The sequence below is a fragment of the Methylobacter sp. S3L5C genome (assembly GCF_022788635.1).
In the GTDB taxonomy this organism is placed as follows: domain Bacteria; phylum Pseudomonadota; class Gammaproteobacteria; order Methylococcales; family Methylomonadaceae; genus Methylobacter_C.
In genome coordinates this window covers 3,428,937-3,448,909 of record NZ_CP076024.1, presented here as the reverse complement: position 1 = coordinate 3,448,909, position 19,973 = coordinate 3,428,937, and the positions used below count along the sequence as shown (strand labels likewise).

At 49.1% G+C, this 19,973-nt stretch carries 31 protein-coding genes; all 31 read left to right on the top strand.

All coding sequences use genetic code 11. The annotated features are described in order from the left end of the window. Nucleotides 1-22 precede the first annotated feature (22 nt). Nucleotides 23-640 carry a DUF3164 family protein gene (locus tag KKZ03_RS15540; protein ID WP_243217712.1) on the top strand — a complete coding sequence of 206 codons (618 nt, stop codon included), beginning with the start codon at nucleotides 23-25 and terminating at the stop codon, nucleotides 638-640. After that, a complete protein-coding gene (locus KKZ03_RS15535) occupies nucleotides 637-975 on the top strand; it encodes a hypothetical protein (RefSeq protein ID WP_243217711.1) in 339 nt (112 codons plus the stop codon). Before KKZ03_RS15540 ends, KKZ03_RS15535 begins: the two co-directional genes overlap by 4 nt. After that, nucleotides 972-1,664 carry a DUF2786 domain-containing protein gene (locus tag KKZ03_RS15530; protein ID WP_243217710.1) on the top strand — a complete coding sequence of 231 codons (693 nt, stop codon included), beginning with the start codon at nucleotides 972-974 and terminating at the stop codon, nucleotides 1,662-1,664. The genes KKZ03_RS15535 and KKZ03_RS15530 overlap by 4 nt, the downstream gene beginning before the upstream one ends. Then, entirely contained in the window at nucleotides 1,661-2,164 is a 504-nt protein-coding gene (locus KKZ03_RS15525; RefSeq protein WP_243217709.1) for a regulatory protein GemA, read from the top strand. The genes KKZ03_RS15530 and KKZ03_RS15525 overlap by 4 nt, the downstream gene beginning before the upstream one ends. Before the next feature lie 116 nt (nucleotides 2,165-2,280). Further along, a complete protein-coding gene (locus KKZ03_RS15520; RefSeq protein WP_243217708.1) occupies nucleotides 2,281-2,637 on the top strand; it encodes a hypothetical protein in 357 nt (118 codons plus the stop codon). Further along, nucleotides 2,624-3,067 (top strand): hypothetical protein, encoded by a 444-nt coding sequence (locus KKZ03_RS15515; RefSeq protein ID WP_243217707.1) that lies wholly within the window; start codon nucleotides 2,624-2,626, stop codon nucleotides 3,065-3,067. The genes KKZ03_RS15520 and KKZ03_RS15515 overlap by 14 nt, the downstream gene beginning before the upstream one ends. After that, nucleotides 3,060-3,497, top strand: a complete 438-nt coding sequence (locus KKZ03_RS15510) for a hypothetical protein (protein ID WP_243217706.1) — start codon at nucleotides 3,060-3,062, stop codon at nucleotides 3,495-3,497. The genes KKZ03_RS15515 and KKZ03_RS15510 overlap by 8 nt, the downstream gene beginning before the upstream one ends. Nucleotides 3,498-3,568: 71 nt before the next feature. Beyond that, nucleotides 3,569-3,985 carry a hypothetical protein gene (locus KKZ03_RS15505; protein ID WP_243217705.1) on the top strand — a complete coding sequence of 139 codons (417 nt, stop codon included), beginning with the start codon at nucleotides 3,569-3,571 and terminating at the stop codon, nucleotides 3,983-3,985. 67 nt (nucleotides 3,986-4,052) lie between these two features. After that, on the top strand, nucleotides 4,053-4,577 hold the full coding sequence (locus KKZ03_RS15500; RefSeq protein ID WP_243217704.1) for a Mor transcription activator family protein: 525 nt from the start codon (nucleotides 4,053-4,055) through the stop codon (nucleotides 4,575-4,577). Between the two features lie 149 nt (nucleotides 4,578-4,726). After that, the gene (locus tag KKZ03_RS15495) at nucleotides 4,727-5,278 is read left to right on the top strand and encodes a lysozyme (protein WP_243217703.1); all 552 of its coding nucleotides are present in this window, start codon (nucleotides 4,727-4,729) and stop codon (nucleotides 5,276-5,278) included. Then, complete coding sequence (locus KKZ03_RS15490; RefSeq protein ID WP_243217702.1) at nucleotides 5,275-5,523, top strand: hypothetical protein; 249 nt, start codon at nucleotides 5,275-5,277, stop codon at nucleotides 5,521-5,523. Before KKZ03_RS15495 ends, KKZ03_RS15490 begins: the two co-directional genes overlap by 4 nt. Next, complete coding sequence (locus tag KKZ03_RS15485; protein WP_243217701.1) at nucleotides 5,517-5,771, top strand: hypothetical protein; 255 nt, start codon at nucleotides 5,517-5,519, stop codon at nucleotides 5,769-5,771. The genes KKZ03_RS15490 and KKZ03_RS15485 overlap by 7 nt, the downstream gene beginning before the upstream one ends. Further along, nucleotides 5,762-6,118, top strand: coding sequence for a hypothetical protein (locus tag KKZ03_RS15480; RefSeq protein ID WP_243217700.1), 357 nt, complete (start codon nucleotides 5,762-5,764; stop codon nucleotides 6,116-6,118). Before KKZ03_RS15485 ends, KKZ03_RS15480 begins: the two co-directional genes overlap by 10 nt. 5 nt (nucleotides 6,119-6,123) lie before the next feature. Beyond that, entirely contained in the window at nucleotides 6,124-6,516 is a 393-nt protein-coding gene (locus tag KKZ03_RS15475; RefSeq protein ID WP_243217699.1) for a TraR/DksA C4-type zinc finger protein, read from the top strand. Next, a complete protein-coding gene (locus tag KKZ03_RS15470) occupies nucleotides 6,513-6,902 on the top strand; it encodes a hypothetical protein (protein ID WP_243217698.1) in 390 nt (129 codons plus the stop codon). Before KKZ03_RS15475 ends, KKZ03_RS15470 begins: the two co-directional genes overlap by 4 nt. Beyond that, nucleotides 6,895-7,206 carry a hypothetical protein gene (locus tag KKZ03_RS15465; protein ID WP_243217697.1) on the top strand — a complete coding sequence of 104 codons (312 nt, stop codon included), beginning with the start codon at nucleotides 6,895-6,897 and terminating at the stop codon, nucleotides 7,204-7,206. Before KKZ03_RS15470 ends, KKZ03_RS15465 begins: the two co-directional genes overlap by 8 nt. Next, the gene (locus KKZ03_RS15460; protein WP_243217696.1) at nucleotides 7,199-7,747 is read left to right on the top strand and encodes a phage protein Gp27 family protein; all 549 of its coding nucleotides are present in this window, start codon (nucleotides 7,199-7,201) and stop codon (nucleotides 7,745-7,747) included. Before KKZ03_RS15465 ends, KKZ03_RS15460 begins: the two co-directional genes overlap by 8 nt. Next, nucleotides 7,747-9,318 (top strand): hypothetical protein, encoded by a 1,572-nt coding sequence (locus KKZ03_RS15455; protein ID WP_243217695.1) that lies wholly within the window; start codon nucleotides 7,747-7,749, stop codon nucleotides 9,316-9,318. Before KKZ03_RS15460 ends, KKZ03_RS15455 begins: the two co-directional genes overlap by 1 nt. After that, nucleotides 9,318-10,895: a DUF935 domain-containing protein gene (locus KKZ03_RS15450; protein ID WP_243217694.1), complete on the top strand. Its 1,578-nt coding sequence runs from the start codon at nucleotides 9,318-9,320 to the stop codon at nucleotides 10,893-10,895. Before KKZ03_RS15455 ends, KKZ03_RS15450 begins: the two co-directional genes overlap by 1 nt. Before the next feature lie 58 nt (nucleotides 10,896-10,953). Beyond that, nucleotides 10,954-12,225 carry a phage minor head protein gene (locus KKZ03_RS15445; RefSeq protein WP_243217693.1) on the top strand — a complete coding sequence of 424 codons (1,272 nt, stop codon included), beginning with the start codon at nucleotides 10,954-10,956 and terminating at the stop codon, nucleotides 12,223-12,225. Nucleotides 12,226-12,391: 166 nt separating this feature from the next. Beyond that, the gene (locus tag KKZ03_RS15440) at nucleotides 12,392-12,844 is read left to right on the top strand and encodes a phage virion morphogenesis protein (RefSeq protein WP_243217692.1); all 453 of its coding nucleotides are present in this window, start codon (nucleotides 12,392-12,394) and stop codon (nucleotides 12,842-12,844) included. A 178-nt stretch (nucleotides 12,845-13,022) separates the two neighbouring features. Then, nucleotides 13,023-14,090, top strand: coding sequence for a phage protease (locus KKZ03_RS15435; protein WP_243217691.1), 1,068 nt, complete (start codon nucleotides 13,023-13,025; stop codon nucleotides 14,088-14,090). Continuing rightward, nucleotides 14,091-14,507 (top strand): hypothetical protein, encoded by a 417-nt coding sequence (locus tag KKZ03_RS15430; RefSeq protein ID WP_243217690.1) that lies wholly within the window; start codon nucleotides 14,091-14,093, stop codon nucleotides 14,505-14,507. It begins immediately after the preceding gene. Nucleotides 14,508-14,523: 16 nt separating this feature from the next. Further along, nucleotides 14,524-15,417, top strand: a complete 894-nt coding sequence (locus tag KKZ03_RS15425; protein ID WP_243217689.1) for a Mu-like prophage major head subunit gpT family protein — start codon at nucleotides 14,524-14,526, stop codon at nucleotides 15,415-15,417. A 3-nt stretch (nucleotides 15,418-15,420) separates the two neighbouring features. Next, entirely contained in the window at nucleotides 15,421-15,624 is a 204-nt protein-coding gene (locus KKZ03_RS15420; RefSeq protein ID WP_243217688.1) for an HI1506-related protein, read from the top strand. 2 nt (nucleotides 15,625-15,626) lie between these two features. Further along, entirely contained in the window at nucleotides 15,627-17,240 is a 1,614-nt protein-coding gene (locus KKZ03_RS15415; RefSeq protein WP_243217687.1) for a hypothetical protein, read from the top strand. 126 nt (nucleotides 17,241-17,366) lie between these two features. Further along, entirely contained in the window at nucleotides 17,367-17,777 is a 411-nt protein-coding gene (locus KKZ03_RS15410; RefSeq protein ID WP_243217686.1) for a gp436 family protein, read from the top strand. After that, nucleotides 17,767-18,198: a hypothetical protein gene (locus KKZ03_RS15405; RefSeq protein WP_243217685.1), complete on the top strand. Its 432-nt coding sequence runs from the start codon at nucleotides 17,767-17,769 to the stop codon at nucleotides 18,196-18,198. The genes KKZ03_RS15410 and KKZ03_RS15405 overlap by 11 nt, the downstream gene beginning before the upstream one ends. Nucleotides 18,199-18,200: 2 nt before the next feature. After that, nucleotides 18,201-18,365: a hypothetical protein gene (locus KKZ03_RS15400; protein ID WP_243217684.1), complete on the top strand. Its 165-nt coding sequence runs from the start codon at nucleotides 18,201-18,203 to the stop codon at nucleotides 18,363-18,365. Next, nucleotides 18,365-19,540, top strand: coding sequence for a hypothetical protein (locus KKZ03_RS15395; protein WP_243217683.1), 1,176 nt, complete (start codon nucleotides 18,365-18,367; stop codon nucleotides 19,538-19,540). Before KKZ03_RS15400 ends, KKZ03_RS15395 begins: the two co-directional genes overlap by 1 nt. A gap of 68 nt (nucleotides 19,541-19,608) precedes the next feature. Next, the gene (locus KKZ03_RS15390; protein ID WP_243217682.1) at nucleotides 19,609-19,956 is read left to right on the top strand and encodes a hypothetical protein; all 348 of its coding nucleotides are present in this window, start codon (nucleotides 19,609-19,611) and stop codon (nucleotides 19,954-19,956) included. The last annotated feature ends 17 nt before the right edge of the window (nucleotides 19,957-19,973 follow it).

Genomic DNA, 19,973 nt, shown 5'->3' with positions numbered 1-19,973 from the left:
TTTATAGATAAGAGAGAACTTTATGACTACGAATAGCATTCCTTTGGGTTATTTACGCAATACCGCCGGCCATTTAGTGCCGTCTGAGCTCATCAGTGAAATCGATAAAACCCGCGATGCACTGGTACTGGAGATTGTCGAGAAGGTGCTGGATTTACGTGCAATTATGGCCGATTTTAAGGTGGATACCTTGGGCGATATCGGTGCCTTTGTTGAATTGTCGGCAGAAAAGTACGGCGTTAAATTAGGTGGGGTTAAAGGTAACGTGACCTTATGCAGTTTTGATGGTCAGTATCAATTAAAGCTGTCCCAGGCTGATGTCAAAATTTTTGATGAAAGGATCCACGCCGCCAAAGAGCTGGTCGATATCTGCATCCATAAGTGGACAGAAGGCAGTCGCATTGAAATCAAAGCACTGGTCGAACACGCCTTTCAGACTGATAAGGAAGGCAATATCTCTATCGGCCGTATTTATTCCTTGTTGCAGCTGGATATTGCCGACGAGCAGTGGCAGCAGGCCATGAAAGCTTTGCGTGAATCCATGCAAGTCGTCAGCACCAAGGCGTATTTACGGATTTACCGACGCGACAAGCCCGGCGGCAAGTATGAGCAGTTATCGTTAGACTTGGCGGCGTTATGAGCGCAAATAAATTAATCGGTATTGAAGGCGTTGCCAAGCTGGCCGGTCATATTGATAAGAATTGGACGCTAAAAATGCAGCGGGAGCAGCCAACCTTTCCTGCTTCAGTGCAGGGTGGCGTGGGTATGGGGCGCTCATTATGGCGGCAAGCCGATATTATTGACTTTTTGGTCACCTATCAGAACCCCAAGAAAGGCTCCTCAGCAATGAATAAATTGCAAAGCCTTGATGATGCGATGGCACAGCAAGTTATCCGTCGCGGCTGGAAGCGGGGCAGCAAGGCAATCGGTCGCGCTATCTTGGAAAGGGCTGTCAGGGCCGGAGGTGCGTTATGACTGAGCAAGCCAAGATAGTCGGCAAGATAAGAAAATGCTTGCGGCTGGCTGGTAGTGCCAATGCCAACGAGGCGGAAACCGCACTTCGGCAGGCGCAGGCGCTAATGGCCAAGTACAACCTGAGCCGGTCAGATATTCTGGCGGCTGAGGCTTCCAGTACCCATGCCAAGTCTACGGTAAAGACCAAGCCTACCGACTGGGAAGCCTTTTTGGCCAACAAGTCCGCCACGGCTTTTGGTTGCAAGCTGATTTTTATGACCAGTAGCTGGGCATCGCATGCCGCCTGGTCGTTTATTGGCATTAGCCCCGCCCCTGAGTTATCAGGGTATGCGTTTGAGGTGTTGCTGCGTCAAGTCAGGCGTAGCCGTACTGATTACATCAAAACCGAGCTGAAGCGCTGTAGGTCTGCGGCGACTAAAACCGTACGTGCAGATGCTTATTGTCGGGGTTGGGTGGTTACTGCCGTCGATAAGCTGGTCGCTATTGCTACCAGTCAGGCCGATGAGCAGGCGATTACTGCCTATATGGATAAAAATCACAGTAACGTTAACAGTACAAATGCACGAACCAGCAAAGCTAAGGCGGCTACTTTTGATGGCTATAAAGGTCAGTTGGCCGGCAAAAATGCCACGCTTGATCGGGGCATGAGTAGAGATGATGCCAAATTGGCAGTGGAGCATCAGCAATGAGTCTAAAAACTGAAAAGCCTAAGTCAGCGTCTGACAAAATAAAACTGGCAGAGCTGGCCAAGATCCACATTGCCAAGAAAGATTTGGGGTTGGATGATGATACCTATCGGGATTTATTGAGGAAGGTTAATGCGCTGGATGCCAGATACTTGACGGCCATAGGTAAAACCAAAGCCTTTGAAGGTGTTATTTCAGCAAAGTATTTAACGGCATTGGGTCGTGCGGCCGTGCTGGAGCAGTTGAAGCAGGCAGGCTTTACCGGAAAAACCGCTTATCCAGGCAGGCCGCACAACATTGACAGTGCTGCTACTACCGCCAAACAGCTTAAAAAGCTTGAGGCTTTACTGGCTGAGGCTGGCAGGCCGTGGGCTTATGCAACAGCAATGGCTGTGCAAATGTATAAAAAAAGTAAGCTGGAGTTTTGCAACAGTCAGGAGCTGGCAGGGCTTATTGCTGCGTTAACCAAAAATGCCGCACGCGAAGGGAGGCGGGAACGATGAGTTTATCTAAAGGGGAGTGGGCGGATGTAAAGGTCAAGTTGTCGTCGACTTACGGTAGCGCTGTTTATTTGAAGTGTGATGATTATTTGCTTTCGCCGCGAGTTGTTCAGCGGAATATGCGGTTGGTTATCATGGTTTATGTCGACGGCTACTTTAGAGGTAGAGACGTTTGGTGTGGCAAAGAGAGCAAGCTGGCGGAAATGAGCAATATCGCCAGGCGCTTCTATTGCCTACACAGTAAGGGGCAGCCAGCGAAGCGAGCGGCACTACTCGTGAACATTTATGGCAAGAAGGGTTGTCGGGAAGGCGGCTATCTTGAGAGGAGCTGCTATGTCTGGCCGGAATTTAGAACCCCCGGTGCCTTTATTGCGCACATTAAAAAACATAACCCATCGATTGAGCTGTTGGACTATGAGACGTTTGCTAAATTACGTGCCGCACAGCCAGAGGAGGTTATCAATGCAACTGAATAGATGCCCGATCTGTCATGCCCGTATTGGCGTGGATGCCCTGGTGCAAGACGAGTCAGGGCGAGAGCTGTTGGGTTTATTGTGCAAACTAAACACCGAGGCCGGTAGCGCCTTGGTGGCTTATCTGGGTTTGTTTCGCTCGACAACACGTGATCTGGCTAACGATAAGGCGCTAAGGTTGGCTAAGTCTGCGCTAGCTTTGGCGCCTTGGGAAATGGTTGCGGCGGCTATGCAACAAACCGTGGAGAGCTTGCAAGGCAAAGGTGGCAGGGCATTAACCAATCATAATTATTTAAAGAAAGTCTTAGAGGCGCTTTTGTTGACGCCTTTTCCATTACCGATGAAAGAGTCTCGGGCCATGCCTGGTCAGATTATCGGTCGGTCAAAAACAGCACAGGCTTTAGCAGCCTTAGAGGGGTTCGGTAATGAATAAAGTAGCAAAGATAGTTATTGAGGGCACTATTTATGATGGGCCTATACAGTCGGATAGTGAGCCACCCAAAGCGCTGCTTAACTGGCTAAAGAGCGAGGTAGGCAAGGGCTTATCGGCGCTGGTGGTATTACATCTGGACGGCAGCCCAAGCAGTGAAACCGTCACCCAGACTGCCGATGTTTGGTATCGGGTGATTAAGGGCTGGCCGATAGTCTGGGATGAGGCGCTGGACCGACCACGGTTAACGATAGCGTTTTTAACCTTGGCAGGCCGGTCAACGCGCTGGCCAAGTCCCGGACAGCTAAGGCAGGACTTGCCGCCACGGGTTTACCCCTTGCCGGAACTGTCAGCGCCGGAATATCCGCCAGAGAAGGCAGCAGCTAATCGGGTAAGGATTAAAGCGATGATGAAAGGGGTGTTTAAACGATAAAAACATAATGATTAATAAAATGGTGCCATACTGTGCACCCTTTACTTTTTCAACATAAAACAGGCTAAAGCATGAGAAATAAGATAATCATTATGGTAGCGCTATCTATGCAATTAGCAGGCTGTTCAGCCTATAAAGCAATATCGCAGCCAGGCCCTGCGGATTTATCAGGCATAGGTATAGGGAGTTCTCGGCAATCATTAATTATCCAGTTAGGTGCGCCCAAAATGATCGATACTGCGGCGAATGGCAATAAGCAGGATATCTTTGAATTCCAGTCTGGATTTAATCAAGCCAGCAAAGTGAGGGCCGTTTTTTATGTAGCGGCTGATGTCTTTACATTGGGATTGGCTGAGATTGTCTTATGGCCGTTGGAGATGACGGCACTGGATAGTGCCACATGTACCGGAATCGCTACCTATGATGCTAAGTTTAAGGTTGAATCATGGGCAGTAGCAGATAAGCGCAATACGACCCAAAGTTGTTAAATTAGATATCGACGAAAGGCACAAAAAAGTTTAGATTTGACAAAAAATATACTCAGGACTGGCTTATATGAGCCTATTCTCAGTAATGTCCACACTAACCCTGCTAACGCGGGGTTTTTTATGTACGCTCAATAGAGGAACATTATTTATAATGGTGGCGGTTACCTTTATTTTATTGGAGCTTGCCATGCCATCCTTGCCCTTGTTTGATCTGCCCCCCGAATTAATTCCCGAGCGAATGCAGGAAATAGCCAGCTACTGTGGCCAGCAAACTGCCATGGTTTTGTTATTGCATTACCCCGGCGTGCATGTCGCCATTCCAAAAAATCCCCTGCCGACTCATAGGCTAGCCGAGTTGTTGGGCTTTGCTGCCTTCGTGCAGCTGTGTGAGCTGTATGGCAATGAGGTTATTCAGATACCACGAGCAGCCGTCGCTATTAGGGCGCTACGTAATCAGAAGATTCTTAAGGGCTTTGCCCAGGGTATATTTCAATCAACAATGGCGTTGGAGCACGGCATTACCGAGCGACAGGTTAACAAGATTTGCAATACTGTCAGGCTGGATAGGCAGCTGGATATTTTTTCGTTGTAGAGACGCGCTTTATCGCGTCTGATTTATCGCGCCTGATTTATCACACCTATACTAATTACCGTACATTTAGACGCGATAAAGCGCGTCTCTACCGCGCGTACGAATCCCTGCTGAATCCCCCCAGTCGTGTCAGTCTTTACACTGGCACCATGAAAACACAACCCCACTACATTCTCGGCACAGCCGGGCTAAATATCATCAAAACCAGTGAAAGCTTAAAGCTAAAGGCGTATCTATGCCCGGCCAACAAGCTCACTATTGGTTATGGTCATGTTATTTTGCCGACTCGTGATTACGTACTGTTTAAGGCTTTTGATGCCACGGCTTTGCAGCGCATTATTTATACCTGTCGGAGTATCCGCAAGTTAACGCGTGAAGCCGCCGGTTTATTTATCAGTCCTGCCCAAGCCGATACCCTACTGCGTAAAGATACCCAGCAAGTGGCCGAGTTTATCAGCTCTATTACCCGTCCTGATTTAACCCCTAACCAGTTTGATGCGTTGGTAAGCCTGGTCTTTAACATTGGCCAGGGTAATTACTGCGATTCAACCTTACGTAAAAAACTAAAAGCCGGTGATTTTTCCGGTGCTGCTGCCGAGTTTGATCGTTGGGTGTTTGCTACGGTAGACGGTAAAAAGATCAAGCTGGCAGGTCTGGTCACGCGACGTGCGGCAGAACGCGCCTTATTTGAGGGTGTATGAGTAAAAATAAAGCCTTAATACGGCGCATAGATAGCTTGACGATTTTGGCAAATGAGCGCGCTGAGCAATTGGCTATGCGTTTGTATTACTTAAATTACAGTGAAAGTCACGAGGCGGTTATTACTGCCTTGCAGGCTGAGCTGGATGCATTAATAGCCCAAGGCAAGGCAGCGCTATTCGAGTTGCTGCTAAGCTCATCCCACCGCAGTTTTATCAAATTTTTACAGGAGCGTGGCCAATGTTAGCCGGTTTTTTGTTGTTATGTCGTGCCCTACAGGCTGGTGAGTCGCTGGCTGATCCTGCTGCCTGGAAAAATAAACAGTTACGCCTAAACGCCATTCTGGCCATTTTGTATTTGCTGGTTAAGTTTTTACCGGTGGAGTTGGCGCCTGATGATCTGGATGCTATCGCCTCCAGCATTGCGTTAATAGGCGGTCTTATTAACAGCTATTTAACCGTTGCGACCAGCGACAAGGTGGGCCTGTGTCGCTAACCCTGTTTTTAATCCTTGTCGCCATCGGCTTGCTGTTAGTGGTTATTGCCCTGGCTTATCGCAGCAAAGCCAAACAGGCCGAGCATTATGCCGCTATCCAAAGCACTATTGCCGAGGCGGCACTTAATCAAACCCAACACCGAGCCACGCTGGATCAGGCTTTAACAACGGTAGAACACCAACAACGTCAAGAGACACTCAATGAAACAACCGCAACAACGCTGGCCAGGCGCGATGGCCTGGATAATGATTGGGCTGCTACAGCTGGGCTGTACGACCCTGCCGGCACCAATTATCACACAGGTAGTTCTGCCGCTGCCGGTACGTCCGGTACTACCGGCGATTAAAGCCGATGAATTGGCGTGCCTGTCTGACGACACTTATCTGCGTCTTGCTGCCCGCAACCGCTTACAGCGCCAGTATGCCGAGCGCCTTGAGGTCATTGTCAAATCGACACGACCGTCGCTTGGGGAGTCCGGTGCTGTCATCGGGAAAGTCTCGGTGCCTGATGAGTGATGATATTGATCGTGCCAATGATCGGATGCTGTTTGATATCAACAGGGCGGTGCAGCAGGAATTGGCCCGGCATCGCTTGACCCTTCAACGTATTGTTGCCGAGAGTGTGCTGTGTCTGGATTGTGATAAAGCGATACCGGCAAACCGGCTGGCAGCGCTACCGTTATGTATTCGCTGTATTCAGTGCCAAACGGCTTATGAACAACTAAAAACCGGGAGAAGCTTATGACTGTTGCGGTTGATATCTGGCAGTTATTGGGCGTTGCCGGTGCTTTGCTGGGTACGTTGGTATCCGTGATTATCACTGCCGGTAAATTGCTGGTAGGACAGTTTGAAGCGCGATTGGATGAGAAGTTTTCTACCCAGGAAGAAGCGCGTAGTTCGGCACAGCGGCACTGGGACGTTAAATTTGCGGCGCTGGAGTTGGCGGCGGCCAATGAGGCACGGGAGTGGCAGCGGGTAGAGCGGGACATTATGCAGATGAAAGCCGATTTGCCGATCCACTATGTTCGTCGTGACGACTATATCCGCAATCAGAGTGTTATCGAAGCCAAGATCGATGGCTTGGCAGTACGACTTGAAAATGCTTTTTTAAAAGGGGATCGATATGGCTGATATGCCGAAAATACGCCGCGAGAACATTCGCTGGCAAATCTTGTTAACACTGAACAATGCCCGGCCCATCGGGACTTACGAGCGCATTGTCTTATCGGTTATTCAGGCTGAATACACCGATGCTACCCAAAACGAGATTCGGCGCGAGTGCGAGTATTTGCACGACAGGGATCTGATTAAGGTCGACAAGCGCCCCGATGGACGCTGGTTTATCGAAATTGCTCGCTACGGGGTTGATATCGTCGAGTACACGGTCGTTTTAGAGCCCGGCATTGCCCGGCCCGAGAAGTATTTCGATGTCTAGTCCTGCGCAGGTCGATGGCTGGACACCGGAACAGCGCGCCGACTTTGAGCGCGAGCTGATTCGCCGCAACTTTGCCGATTATGACGGCCTGGTTGTTTGGCTTTCAGAAAACGGCTTTGAACTGTCACGCAGTGCGGCTTACCGCCATGCCTCCAAGCTCAAGCGCCGCATCCAAGCGGTACGTAATAGCACTGAAGCGGCGCGGATGATTGCCGAAGCAGCCCCGGATGATTCCGACTTGCGCTCGGCGGCGGTCATAAGCCTGGTGCAATCTGAATTGTTTGATGTGATGGTCAGTTTGCAGGATCTGGAATATGCAGAACCTGCCGAACGCATGGCGCTGCTGAAAGAGGCGGCCAAGTCTGTACTGGATACAACCCGTGCCAGCACCTTACAAAAAGAGTCGCAATCAAAACGCGACGCCAGAATTAGGCAGGAAGCGCGCGCTGAAGCCGCTGAAGAGCTGACGGCAGGCCTTAAAAGCGACGGCATCAGTGTTGAGCTGGAAGCGTCCATTAAACGCATTTTACTGGGCAAGTGATGACTAACACGGTTGTTTCAGTCCCCGTCGAGCTGGTTGAAGAGCTGCAAACCGGCGACTATTTTCCCGCCAACGAGCCGGTCTTGTTGGGCTATCAGGCGCGCTGGTTTGAAGACGAGTCGGAAGTCAAAATTGCCGAAAAGTCTAGGCGTACCGGCTTAACCTGGGCGGAAGCCGCTTGTAACGTTATCACTGCTTCAAAACCTAAAAAACGCGGAGGACACAATGTTTATTATGTGGGTAGTCGTCAAGAGATGGCTTTGGAATATATTGCCGCCTGTGCATTGTTTGCCAAGGCCTTCAACCAGTTGGCAGGCAGCGTGGACCAGTCCTTATTCAAAGACGAAGAAGGCAGTAAGGAGATCCTTGCTTATACCATTCGCTTCCCGAACTCGGGTTTTAAAATTACCGCGTTGTCGTCGCGCCCCTCGAATTTAAGAGGTATGCAGGGCGATGTCGTTATTGACGAAGCGGCCTTTCATGACTCCTTGCATGGCCTGTTAAAAGCCGCGATGGCATTGACCATGTGGGGTGCGCGGGTGCGGATTATCAGCACCCATAACGGCGTCGATAACGAATACAACCAGTACGTTCAGGATGCCAGGGCTGGCCGTAAGCCCTACAGTGTGCACCGGATTACCCTGGATGATGCGCTGGCCGATGGCGTCTTTAAGCGTATTTGCTATGTCACTGGCCAAGTCTGGAGCCCCGAAGCCGAGCTGGCATGGCGCACCAAGACCATTGCCAATGCGCCCAGCAAAGAAGCTGCCGACGAAGAATATTTTTGTGTGCCCAGTCAGTCTGGTGGCGCGGCTTTAAGTCGGGTATTGATTGAAGCACGGATGGATAAGCGCTATCCCGTGCTTCGATTAAGTAAAGATAATAGCTTTAACGAGTGGCCGGAGCATTTGCGCCAGGCGGAAATAAGGGATTGGTGTGATGGGCTGCTGCGTCCGGAGCTTGATAAGATTAACCCCAAGCTTATGCATGCTTTTGGCATGGACTTTGGTCGTTTGGGTGATCTATCGGTCATTGACCCGATGACTATCGAGCAGAATCTGGATAGAACCGTGCCGTTTAGCGTGGAGCTGCGCAACATCCCCTTTAAACAGCAAGAACAGGTATTGTTTTATATCGTTGATCGCCTACCTAAATTAATTGGTGGGGCGCTAGATGCGGGAGGAAACGGCATGTATCTGGCCGAGCAGGCACGGCACCGTTATGGTTCCGGGCGTATTCAGGAAATCAAGTTATCGGAAAGCTGGTATCTGGAAAACATGCCCAAGCTGAAAGCGGCTTTTGAAGATGGCAAGCTGACGATTCCGGCCGATGCTGACCAAATGAACGATCTACGCGCCTTGCAGGTGATTAACGGCATTATCCGCTTGCCCAAAACCAAGACCGAAACCGGCCCTAATCAGCGCCATGGTGACAGCGCGATCTCGAAAGCACTGGCCTATTTTGCCAGTTTGACCGAAGCGCAAATTATTGAATATAACCCTCTGCCCAGTAAAGATGCGCGTTACTGGGGAACTGACGATTTTGAACACTCTACAACAGGTGCCTGGTAATGAGCTTTGCTGATTGGTTTAAACAAAAGTTAACCCCGGCGCTGGTCGCAGAGCGACAAACAGACTCGCCACAAGCGGCGCTATTGCATCGTGAGTTCGATTCGCACCCTTCCCGAGGGCTGACACCGGCAAAGCTGGCCCAAATACTGGTACAGGCCGAACAGGGCAATATGCTTGCCCAGGCCGAGTTGTTTATGGATATGGAAGAGAAGGATGCCCATATTGCCGCTGAATTAAGCAAGCGCAAGATGGCTGCCAAAAAGCTGGACTGGAAGTTGGTACCGCCGCGTGATGCCACTGCTGCCGAGAAAAAGGCGACCAAGCTGCTGGAGGCCTTGATTCGTGATGAGCTGGATGCCGGTGCCTTGCGAATGAGCTTGCTGGATGCTATCGGGCATGGCTTTTCTTGTATTGAGTTAGGGTGGGGCCGTACCGCTGCCGGCTTATGGTTTCCCGATCAAGTCGAGCACCGCCCGCCGACTTGGTTTACCTGTCCGCAAGAAAACCGCAATACCCTGCATTTGCGGGATAATCGCTCGACTTACGGCGTGCCCTTGCAGCCGTTTGGCTGGATTGTCCATATCCATAGCTCCCGCTCCGGCTATCTGGCCCGTTCTGGTTTGCATCGGGTATTAGCCTGGCCATACCTGTATAAGAATTTTTCAGTACGTGATCTGGCCGAGTTCCTGGAAGTTTATGGCTTGCCGATTCGGGTCGGGCAATATCCCCCGGGGGCTTCTGATGATGAAAAACGCGCCTTGATGAATGCCGTGTTGAGTATTGGCCATAACGCCGCCGGGATTATCCCTGACTCGATGAAGCTGGAGTTACAGCAGGTGATGGCGACCGGCAGTGCCGATGCTTTTAAGGTCATGATCGACTGGTGTGAAGGCAGTGTCAGTAAAGCGATTTTAGGTGGCACGCTGACCAGCTCTACCGGGGCAAGTGGTAATCGTAGCTTGGGCGAAGTTCATAACGAAGTGCGCCTGGATATCCGCGATGATGATGTAACGCAGCTGGATCAAACCTTAAGCGCCTATCTGGTGTATCCGATGGCGATGCTTAATGGCCTGTTTGCTGATAACCGCTGTCCGACATGGGTCAGTGATACCCAGGAGCCGAGTGATCTAGCCTTGTTTGCTACTGCCTTGCCCGCGCTGGCGGCTGCCGGGGCCAAGATACCGGTAAGTTATGTTAATTTGAAATTAAAGATACCGGAACCGGAAGCCGGTGAAGCGATATTAGGTATGCCTGCACAGGTCGCCCCTTTACCACCAGGGAATGGTGCCGCAATGTTGGCAGTAGAGACGCGATTAATCGCGTCTGTACCCGACATTGATAACTCACCGGTTACCGCGCAGGCTGATTTACTGGCACAAGAGGCAGCACCGGTGCTGAAAAGCTGGGTGGAAACCATTCGTAGCAAGGTTGATGCGGCTGATAGTCTGGATAGTCTGCGTGATGACTTGCTCAACAGTTACGGTGATCTGAACAGTACCGAGCTGGTCAAGGTAATGGCACTGGCTTTTGCTTGTTCGGATTTGTCGGGGCGTTTTGATGTTAAGGAGGGTGCATGAAGGGTAGAGACGCGATTAATCGCGTCTGTACGGTGATTAATCGCATCTGTAGGTTGTTATGCCGCTAAATCTATCGCCTACCCAACTGGCATTTAACGCGCGGGGCGATGGCAAATTTAACCGGCCGTTCCAGGAACAGGTCGATTTTTTAAAGCAAAAGCTGAACCTGCCAACGGCGCACTGGGACGATATTCGAAGTAGTGCGCATGATCGGGCATTTATAGTTGCTGGTGCAGCCAAGGCGGATTTATTAACGGATTTTCATGACGCGATTAATAAAGCGGTCGCTGACGGCAAGTCGATAGGCGCGTTTAAGCAAGAATTTGAAAGCATCGTCAAGAAGCATGGTTGGGAAGGCTGGACCGGCAGTGATACCGTGACGGGTCGGGATTGGCGAGCGAGGGTGATTTACAACACCAACATGCGCGCCAGTTATGCGGCTGGGCGCTATGCGCAATTGACCGACCCTGAGTTATTGCAGTCACGGCCTTACTGGAAGTATATCCACAATGACACGGTGGCGCACCCACGGCCATTACATCAAAGCTGGAATGGCACGGTATTGAGGTATGACGATCCGTGGTGGCAGGCGCATTTTGCCCCGAATGGCTTTGGTTGCCGGTGCCGAATAACGGCAGTACGAGCCACCGAGTATAAGGGGCATCCGGCACCGGATGACGGAACCTATACTAAGACTGACCGGAATGGCACAGTGCATACCTTGCCGCAGGGTGTTGATTACGGGTGGGACTATGCGCCGGGAGCATCGGTTACCCAGTCTTTTAAGAGCCTGATTGATGACAAGCTAATCCGCTTGCCTGCGCCCGTGGGTGCGGCGATGATGAGTTTATTAAAGCCGGTATTGTTGGCAGAGATAGACGCAAGCTTTTCGGCGTGGGTAGATATTACTTTAGCGGATGGCGTGTCAAAAAACTCGGCGCAGCTAATGGGGTGGATGGATTCCGGTGTTTTAAGTGGTCTCGCCAAACAAGGTAAGGTACCGATCACTGCTGAAATTTATACCGAAGACAGGTTGTTGGTTGGTAAAAAGGCTGACCGCCATAGTCGCGATGGCGACGCCCTAAGCGTTGATGAGTGGAAGTCGATGCCCTCTGCCTTGGCCGATAATCCACGCGTGTTGCTAGATAGTGATACGGGAAATCTTTTGTATGTATTGCCCGGGCTAACTGATTCGCGTGATATAAAGATTGTATTAGAGATGGATTTTTTGCAGGGGAAAATGAAGGCGCAGCTTAATCTCGCTCGTTCTACGTTTAAAATAAATGTTAATGCGTTGCAGGATAGGCGCAGATATATCCCCTTAAATTGAGGCTCGAAGGTGAGAGGTCGGCAGTTCCTCTATCCCTGGTTGGTATACCCCGCCAGTTGACCGGACGCCGATTTTCCGGTCGTCACCTTCGATTAATAATCAGTATAGGCTAAACAATAAACGATGAAAACCCCTGATTTATACCTGATCTACAGTATGTACAGTCATGATTGATATCACTATCAATGACCAAGCTATCATGGCCGCTTTGCGCAACCTGCAAAGCTCGGTCACTAATTTGCGCCCGGCACTTAAAGAGATCGGCGAGACGTTAAGCGAATCAACCAAAAAACGCTTTGTAACAACAACCGGTCCGGATGGTGAGCGCTGGGCGCTCAATTCGGTATTATCTACTTTGTTAGGCGATAAGCAGGGCGACCGGCCATTAACTGATAGAGGTATCCTGGGCGATACTATTAATTATCAGTTGCTGGGCAATGATAGTGTGCAAATTGGTAGTCCGATGGAATACGCTGCCATGCAACAGTTCGGTGGCGCCACCGCCGAATTTCCTCATCTATGGGGTGATATTCCTGCTCGGCCGTTTTTAGGGATATCGACCGAGGATGAATCAGCCATATTGGCCATTATTCGCGACCACTTGGAATCTACGTTTTAAGCCCTACTTTTATTGCTATCTATATCAGTATCAGACTTTTTGTTTTTACCCCCGTTAAATAGGCGTTAAATGCAGTTTTAGCGCTATTTTAAAGCGACTAATCACATGCTATGGGCTTATAGTTGATTACGAACACCTCCCTAAGCTAAAAACTCCCCGGCTGTTTTATTCTACAGCCATGAAAAAAACACCCAATACCGAAACCATTGCTCTTTCTGCTCAATTAATCGAGCTAAGCGGTACTGCGCCGACTGAATTTAGGTTATTGCCGGCCGGTAGATTTCGCGCCAAAGACGGAAGGCCATTGGGCTTGTCAGGTTGGGTGATGACCGAGGCCAACGCTAGCGCCCTGTTAAGTGCGTCAGCGCAACAAGCTGACGAGTATCTTATTGATTACGACCACCAAACCTTACACAGCAAAACCAATGGCCAAAAAGCACCGGCAGCCGGGTGGTTTTCTGCGTTGTCTTGGCGGCCTGATGATGGGCTTTACGCGACTGATGTGGGCTGGAATGAATCAGCGAAAGCCGCAATTGAGGCCAAAGAATACCGCTATATCTCTCCCGTCTTGAAATACAACCCAAGCACCGGCGAAATTACCGGCCTGCTAATGGCGGCACTCGTAAATTACCCCGCACTGGACGGCCTAACCGATCTGGCTGCGGCACACTTTGATTTATCACTACAAGGCTCGATTATGGATCAAGATGAACTATTGGAGCGGTTGCGCTATATGCTCAACCTGCCCACCCTGGCAACGCTCGACGAAATCCTTGCGGAACTGGATAAGCTGAAAGTCGCTATTTCCACGCCGGAGGGGACAACAACCGGACTATCGGCTTTCTTGGCCGCCAAGACTGATCAGTTGACAGCACTGTCTGCACAAACGCCAGATCCTGCTTTATTTGTCTCAGTTGAGGTGATGACGGCATTGCAAGCTGATTTTGCCGCACTATCCGTTGTCGTTAACGCTGACAAGATAAATAAGCTGATTGAACCGGCGCTGGCTGATGGGCGCTTGCTGGCTGCGCAAAAAGGCTGGGCACAAAAGTTAGGTGAATCTAACCTGGAATCGTTATCGGCTTATCTGGGCTCGGCACAACCCATTGCTGCCTTGTCTGGTATGCAAACCAAAGGTAAGGCGCCAGAAGACACGCTCACCGCTGCACTTTCTGTCGATGAGCAGGCTGTAGCGTCACAGCTCGGCTTAACCGATGAGCAAATGATTAAATACCGGAGCGAATAAATGACCGCATTAGTAGTAGAAAGAAATACCAAACAGCGCACCGGTGATATCGGCGAGTTTCCTGTAAAAGCCGCCGTTAAATGCCTGCAGGGTGGACTGGCTGTTTTAAGTGGTGGCTATGCAGCTCCCGCAACAACAGCAACCGGACTGATTGCCATTGGCCGCTTTGAAGATACGGCTGACAATTCAGCGGGTGGTGCAGGGGCGATTAAGGCGCGCGTAGGTCGCGGAACCTTCTTGTTTGGCAATTCAGCATCAACCGATTTGATTGCCCAGGCTGATGTTGGTTCGGATTGTTACCTGGTTGACGATCAAACTGTCGCTAAAACCAGCGGCACATCTACCCGCTCTCGTGCCGGTAAAATCGTTGCTGTTGAATCGGCCGGCGTTTGGGTATTGCTCGGTTTGGGCGTTTAATTAATTAAGGATCATCATGCAAATTACACAAGGTGTTTTACGTGCCCTGGGACAAGGCTTTCAGGCTGCGTTTTTACAAGGTATTGAGTCGGTCAAGCCGCAATGGCCTTTAGTTGCCATGGAAGTGCAGTCTACTGCAAAAATTGAAAACTATGGGTGGATGCGGGATTTGCCGGGTATGCGTGAGTGGGTTGGTGACAGGGTTATCCATAACCTTGAAGCGACTAATTACCAGTTGATCAATAAAAATTGGGAGCACACCATCGGTGTTGATCGCAATGATATTGAAGATGACCAGCTTGGCTTGTATCGAAATCGCTTTGCCATGCAAGGTGAGGTAGCAGCCCAGCATGGCGATACGCTGGTGTGGTCATCACTATTGCTGGGTAATTCAACTATCGGTCTTGATGGGCAGTATTTTTTTGATACTGATCACGTTGGTTATGATGCTGCCGGTGTTGAAGCGGTTTATAGCAACTATGCGGCTGGTGCGGCGGCGCCCTGGTTTCTGATGGACTTGTCTCGCACTTACATGAAGCCGTTAGTCATGCAAAAACGTCAAGACGTGAAGTTTGTCAATTTGGACAGAGAAACTGACGACAATGTGTTTTTAAAGCGCCAATTTATGTACGGCGCAGATGCGCGTTATAACGTGGGCTTTGGCTTTCATCAGTTGGCGTATATGGGCAAGACTGCCCTTGATGTCGCCGCTTACGCGGCTGCTCGTGTCGCTATCGGCACCCAGCGCAAACCGGATGGCAGTAGCATGAATGTTATGCCGACCCATCTGTTGGTTGGACCTTCCAACGAAGCAGCAGCTCGCCAGTTGATTAGGCTGGAAAATATCGGCGGCACAACTAACCCCTGGTACAACTCGGTAGAGCTGGTCATTGTTCCGGCTTTAGGCTGATTTATGGCTGTCATAATCACGTCAAGGGCAGATGGTTTTCGGCGCTGTGGGACTGCTCATTCAAGTATTCCGGTGGAATACTCAGATGAGCACTTCACGGCAGACGAGCTGGCTGTATTGCAAGCCGAGCCAATGTTGATTGTTGAGATAGTCACTGATGAGGCTATCAAAGCAACCAGTAAGCCTATTAGAAAAACCAAGGAATAATTATGGCTACTGCTCCATTTAATGGTACTTACCCGGCGCCCGATACAGCTGCACCCACAGCACCTGGTACGCCAGTCATTACCAATGCGCTGGAAAACGGAACAGCAACCGTTACTGTCGCAGCCTCGACGGATGCTGTTGGTGTAATTGGCTATGCAGCATTTTTGAATGGTGCGGTAAATGAGGTGGGACGTAGCAATACGACAATAATTAACTTGTCGGGCATTCCGGCTGGTACGCATAGTATATCTGTTAGAGCATTTGATGCGCGGGGGAATTATTCGGCCGGGAGTTCGGCGGGGTTTTCGATACCGGAAAAGGCGTATGCGGGTACGGAAACAATTACCCCACGTACATCCATAGCGGAACTGTCCAATTCTGGTGCGGAGAGGATCGGAAAAAGGATGTTTTTGGAGGGGGCTGAGGCTGGTGGTAAATCAAAACGCTCGGCAATAGATAAAGTGTTTGCCCATGCTGGTGCATCAACCTATGCAAATAGAACATGGGTAGAACAGCGTGATGCAATGGGTGGTTTTTTTGGTATTCAAATAATCCTAGAAAATTATGATACTGCGGCTGTACAGCCCATTCTAGCAGCTACAGCATGTGCAATACCTACAAATGGGCATAGTGGCTTGGGTATGTCTTTTGTACCAATTACATTTAATGGGCTAACTACAGGTGAAATACCAGCCGCTACTGATTCTGGTACAGTCAGACCTATCCCTGGGCAATTGGTATCTGATATTATTTATTTAGAATCTATACCGCGCACAGATGTGCTTGACGCTAATCCGCTAGTACATATAAGGGTTAGAAATGGAGCGACAATTTGGAGAATGATTTCAATAAATCCAAATGGTACTGGTGTTTTTAATACCAGTACAGGGCGGGAGATTAAGAATACATCAGGCGCAACCGATGGAACAACAAATGCAACCACTGTAGCTTATGTTCCTACCGATACATCCAGTGGTATATTTGTTGCCATTCCAACTATAAAGTTTTTTTACAAAAAAAATGCGGTTGACGTAGCAATTTGCGGAGACAGCACTTATGCAGGACTGCAAGGGGACGCTGGTGTATCTAATGTTACAGCGCAGGTGTTAGGTGGTCTTAGTTTTGCTAGTCTAGGCGCAAAACTAGCAAGCAATAAGAATAGGAATGTGACAGCATGGAATTGTGCTCAAGCAAGTAGGACACAAACGGAATATTACAATAACACTGTAAATTACGTAATCGCCCAAAAGCCTAGTTTTTTATTGTGGCAAACGTGGAGCATTAATAACGTTAAAGGGTCAATTCCAGCTTTTAACTTGGGCAAACAGCAAACCTTAAATATTATTAATAAGTGTTGCGACAATAATATACAGATAATTTTAGGTACACAACCGTTAAACAGTTATCTAACTGCTGGTGAGCAAGCTATGGCTGCTTCTTATAACGATTTTATAAAATCGTTAGGTCTACCTGTTTTTGACATTGCAACTTATATTAGCAATCCAAATGGTGTTGGCATTAAAGCTATTTACGATCAGGATAACAATACTCACTGGAATCTTGATTGTACAACTTACCTGGGTGGGTTGTTTGCAGATTTTATAAATAAACTGTAATAATCCACAAGACCAAAACAGATATTAACATGACAACCCAAACCCAAACCCAAACACTCATCGCGTGGTAATGCGCCATGGTCGGTGCGGTCTGGTGATGTGACTTTAAATCAGTGAAAATATGATATGACCTACTGCACCCAACAAGACTTAATCAATCGCTACGGTGAGCGGGAAATAATCCATCTCACTGATCGGGATAATGTCGGCACTATTAATACCACGGTACTTGACCAAGCGATCGGTGATGCCACAGCAGAAATTAACGGCTATTTAGTCGCTTATCTGCCGCTGACCAACATACCTGCCAATCTGGTGCGGATTGCCTGCGATATTACCCGGTATTATTTATATGAAGATCAGAAAATCGAGAAAGTTGAGTTTCTTTATTCTCAGGCGATTGCTTATTTAAAGCTGGTTGGACAGGGGAAGGTGGCTATTGCGCCCGACATTGCTGGCATTGCCGATGCGGTGACAACACAGTCAGCCAGCTTTACTTCAAGCGCTTCACTCTTTGGGCGTGAAAGTGGCTACTAATTTACGCCCCCTTATCGAAGCTCGTATTCGGACACAAATACCGGCCTTTAAAGAAGTGGCCGGTGCCGCTGATTTAACCAATGTTATGGCGGGACGCTTAAGCGATGCCGGTTGTTATATCTTTCATGAGCGTGTAACGGCGACTGAAAGTGACTTGATTGGTGCCACCATGCAGCGCTTGGCAGTGTCATTTGCCATATTGATTGCCGTTCGTAATGTCCGTGATGCACGTGGAGGTGACGCAGCAGATGCCAGTTATCTATTGCAAGACAGCGTTAAGTCGGCCTTGCTGGGCTGGTGTCCCGATGCCAGTGCCGATCCCTTGGAATACAGTGGTGGCGCGCTGGTCTCTTTCGCCAACGGCTTTTTTATCTGGAAAGAGTCTTTTATAACCCATCAATTTATCCGGTCAGGAGTTTAATTATGCAAGATCAATACACTGGACACGCGGGGACATTTATTGTTGATCCCGACTTAGGGATCAGAATCCCGCTGGAGCAATACCAAGCCGAGCAAGCCGCTAAAGCTGCCGCTGCAAAGGTTTCTGTTGCAAAAGCCACCAAATCACCCACTAACGAGGCCGTCTAATGGCATTATCACAAAAAAAGCGGCTTATTCTCATTAAGCTGGAAGCTGCATACAGCACTGATTCAGCGCCTGCTATTGCTGACGCGGTGCTTTGTACCGCGCTGGATATTTCACCATTGGAAGGCTCATCAGTCGAGCGCGACTTTATCCGGCCCTATTTTGGTAATTCCGGCTCTATTCGTGTAGAAGGCTATGCTTCAGTATCGTTTGAAACTGAAGTTGCGGGATCCGGAACGGCAGCAACCGCGCCAGAATGGGGATCGCTATTAAAAGCGTCGAATTTTTCAGAAAATATTACCCCTACTGCTATCGTCGGAACAACTACGGCTATTGGCGCAATTGACACGACGACAGTTACATTATCAGTGGGAGCAACAGATGATATTTATACCGGCATGTCTATTTCTTTTAATGCGCTGCCAGCACAGTATGAGATTATTAAGTACGTTGCATCCACTAAAATAGCAACCCTTAGTAAACCATTGAAAGCAGCGGTAACCGCATCATCGCCTTTTTCAATTAGCCCCAATGTTATCTACCTGCCCAATAGCAATTTTGGATCTGGACAGCCTAACACTTCGGCAACCATTTATTTCAATCTTGATGGTGTTCGACATGTATTGCTGGGCGCTCGCGGCACGATGAGTTTTGATTTGTCACCTAAAGCCATTCCAAAAATGAAATGGAAATTTGACGGTTTGCTGGGCACTATTACCGACAGTCCGCAAGCGGTTCCTAGTTCGGATTTTACAGGCTGGCAAACACCTATACCGGTATCAACAGCCAATACGACCGATATCCATTTGCTGGGCTATAACGGCGCAGCGATTGAAAAGTTAAGTTTTGATATCGCTAATACCGTCACTTACCGTCAAACACTCGGCTCTGAGTCGGTATTGATTACTGACAGAAAGCCTTCCGGGTCTATTTCATTGGAGGCGGGCCTTATTGCGACCAAAGATTGGTGGACGGCTGTTAAAGATAGTACCACCGGTGCCTTTGCTATTAAGCACGGCCAAACGGCCGGTAATATCGTTGGCTTTACCTGCCCGAAAGTGCAGTTATCGGCCCCCAAGTATTCTGACTCTAATGGTGTCGCGATGCTGGATTTGAGTATGGCACTATTGCCGTATGGTGTCAGTGGCAATGATGAAATAAGAATTTGCAGTAAATAACCGTAACCAGGGCGTGACAAAAACAGTAGAACTCACGCCCAACCCACTCTATATATAAAGGAATCACCATGGCATTCGTTATCAAGAAAGACAAAAGTTATACCTGGCCTATTACTATCAGCGAGCCCGTTGACGGAGGCCAGTTTAATGACCAAAAGGTCCGTGTTAAATTTAAGATGCTATCGCAAGGCCGCATTGATGAAATCGTTAAAAATGAAGCGGAAGAAGATGCCGATATTTTGAACGATGTATTGATCGGTTGGGATGACGGTACCTTTAAAGATGAGGCAGGTGCAGACTTGGCCTTTAACGAGGATAACAAGGACTTGATTCTGTCGGTGCCCTTTGTTCGTGGCGCACTGGTTAAGGGCTTTTTTGAATCTATTGCCGGCAAGGCACTTAGAAGAAAAAACTAATTGAGGCGGCTGAATAC

Bases quoted from the DNA above. Each gene is read 5' to 3' on its own strand.
- KKZ03_RS15540 (WP_243217712.1), top strand. From the start codon at position 23: ATGACTACGAATAGCATTCCTTTGGGTTATTTACGCAATACCGCCGGC.
- KKZ03_RS15535 (WP_243217711.1), top strand. From the start codon at position 637: ATGAGCGCAAATAAATTAATCGGTATTGAAGGCGTTGCCAAGCTGGCC.
- KKZ03_RS15530 (WP_243217710.1), top strand. From the start codon at position 972: ATGACTGAGCAAGCCAAGATAGTCGGCAAGATAAGAAAATGCTTGCGG.
- KKZ03_RS15525 (WP_243217709.1), top strand. From the start codon at position 1,661: ATGAGTCTAAAAACTGAAAAGCCTAAGTCAGCGTCTGACAAAATAAAA.
- KKZ03_RS15520 (WP_243217708.1), top strand. From the start codon at position 2,281: ATGCGGTTGGTTATCATGGTTTATGTCGACGGCTACTTTAGAGGTAGA.
- KKZ03_RS15515 (WP_243217707.1), top strand. From the start codon at position 2,624: ATGCAACTGAATAGATGCCCGATCTGTCATGCCCGTATTGGCGTGGAT.
- KKZ03_RS15510 (WP_243217706.1), top strand. From the start codon at position 3,060: ATGAATAAAGTAGCAAAGATAGTTATTGAGGGCACTATTTATGATGGG.
- KKZ03_RS15505 (WP_243217705.1), top strand. From the start codon at position 3,569: ATGAGAAATAAGATAATCATTATGGTAGCGCTATCTATGCAATTAGCA.
- KKZ03_RS15500 (WP_243217704.1), top strand. From the start codon at position 4,053: ATGAGCCTATTCTCAGTAATGTCCACACTAACCCTGCTAACGCGGGGT.
- KKZ03_RS15495 (WP_243217703.1), top strand. From the start codon at position 4,727: ATGAAAACACAACCCCACTACATTCTCGGCACAGCCGGGCTAAATATC.
- KKZ03_RS15490 (WP_243217702.1), top strand. From the start codon at position 5,275: ATGAGTAAAAATAAAGCCTTAATACGGCGCATAGATAGCTTGACGATT.
- KKZ03_RS15485 (WP_243217701.1), top strand. From the start codon at position 5,517: ATGTTAGCCGGTTTTTTGTTGTTATGTCGTGCCCTACAGGCTGGTGAG.
- KKZ03_RS15475 (WP_243217699.1), top strand. From the start codon at position 6,124: ATGAATTGGCGTGCCTGTCTGACGACACTTATCTGCGTCTTGCTGCCC.
- KKZ03_RS15470 (WP_243217698.1), top strand. From the start codon at position 6,513: ATGACTGTTGCGGTTGATATCTGGCAGTTATTGGGCGTTGCCGGTGCT.
- KKZ03_RS15465 (WP_243217697.1), top strand. From the start codon at position 6,895: ATGGCTGATATGCCGAAAATACGCCGCGAGAACATTCGCTGGCAAATC.
- KKZ03_RS15460 (WP_243217696.1), top strand. From the start codon at position 7,199: ATGTCTAGTCCTGCGCAGGTCGATGGCTGGACACCGGAACAGCGCGCC.
- KKZ03_RS15455 (WP_243217695.1), top strand. From the start codon at position 7,747: ATGACTAACACGGTTGTTTCAGTCCCCGTCGAGCTGGTTGAAGAGCTG.
- KKZ03_RS15450 (WP_243217694.1), top strand. From the start codon at position 9,318: ATGAGCTTTGCTGATTGGTTTAAACAAAAGTTAACCCCGGCGCTGGTC.
- KKZ03_RS15445 (WP_243217693.1), top strand. From the start codon at position 10,954: ATGCCGCTAAATCTATCGCCTACCCAACTGGCATTTAACGCGCGGGGC.
- KKZ03_RS15440 (WP_243217692.1), top strand. From the start codon at position 12,392: ATGATTGATATCACTATCAATGACCAAGCTATCATGGCCGCTTTGCGC.
- KKZ03_RS15435 (WP_243217691.1), top strand. From the start codon at position 13,023: ATGAAAAAAACACCCAATACCGAAACCATTGCTCTTTCTGCTCAATTA.
- KKZ03_RS15430 (WP_243217690.1), top strand. From the start codon at position 14,091: ATGACCGCATTAGTAGTAGAAAGAAATACCAAACAGCGCACCGGTGAT.
- KKZ03_RS15425 (WP_243217689.1), top strand. From the start codon at position 14,524: ATGCAAATTACACAAGGTGTTTTACGTGCCCTGGGACAAGGCTTTCAG.
- KKZ03_RS15420 (WP_243217688.1), top strand. From the start codon at position 15,421: ATGGCTGTCATAATCACGTCAAGGGCAGATGGTTTTCGGCGCTGTGGG.
- KKZ03_RS15415 (WP_243217687.1), top strand. From the start codon at position 15,627: ATGGCTACTGCTCCATTTAATGGTACTTACCCGGCGCCCGATACAGCT.
- KKZ03_RS15410 (WP_243217686.1), top strand. From the start codon at position 17,367: ATGACCTACTGCACCCAACAAGACTTAATCAATCGCTACGGTGAGCGG.
- KKZ03_RS15400 (WP_243217684.1), top strand. From the start codon at position 18,201: ATGCAAGATCAATACACTGGACACGCGGGGACATTTATTGTTGATCCC.
- KKZ03_RS15395 (WP_243217683.1), top strand. From the start codon at position 18,365: ATGGCATTATCACAAAAAAAGCGGCTTATTCTCATTAAGCTGGAAGCT.
- KKZ03_RS15390 (WP_243217682.1), top strand. From the start codon at position 19,609: ATGGCATTCGTTATCAAGAAAGACAAAAGTTATACCTGGCCTATTACT.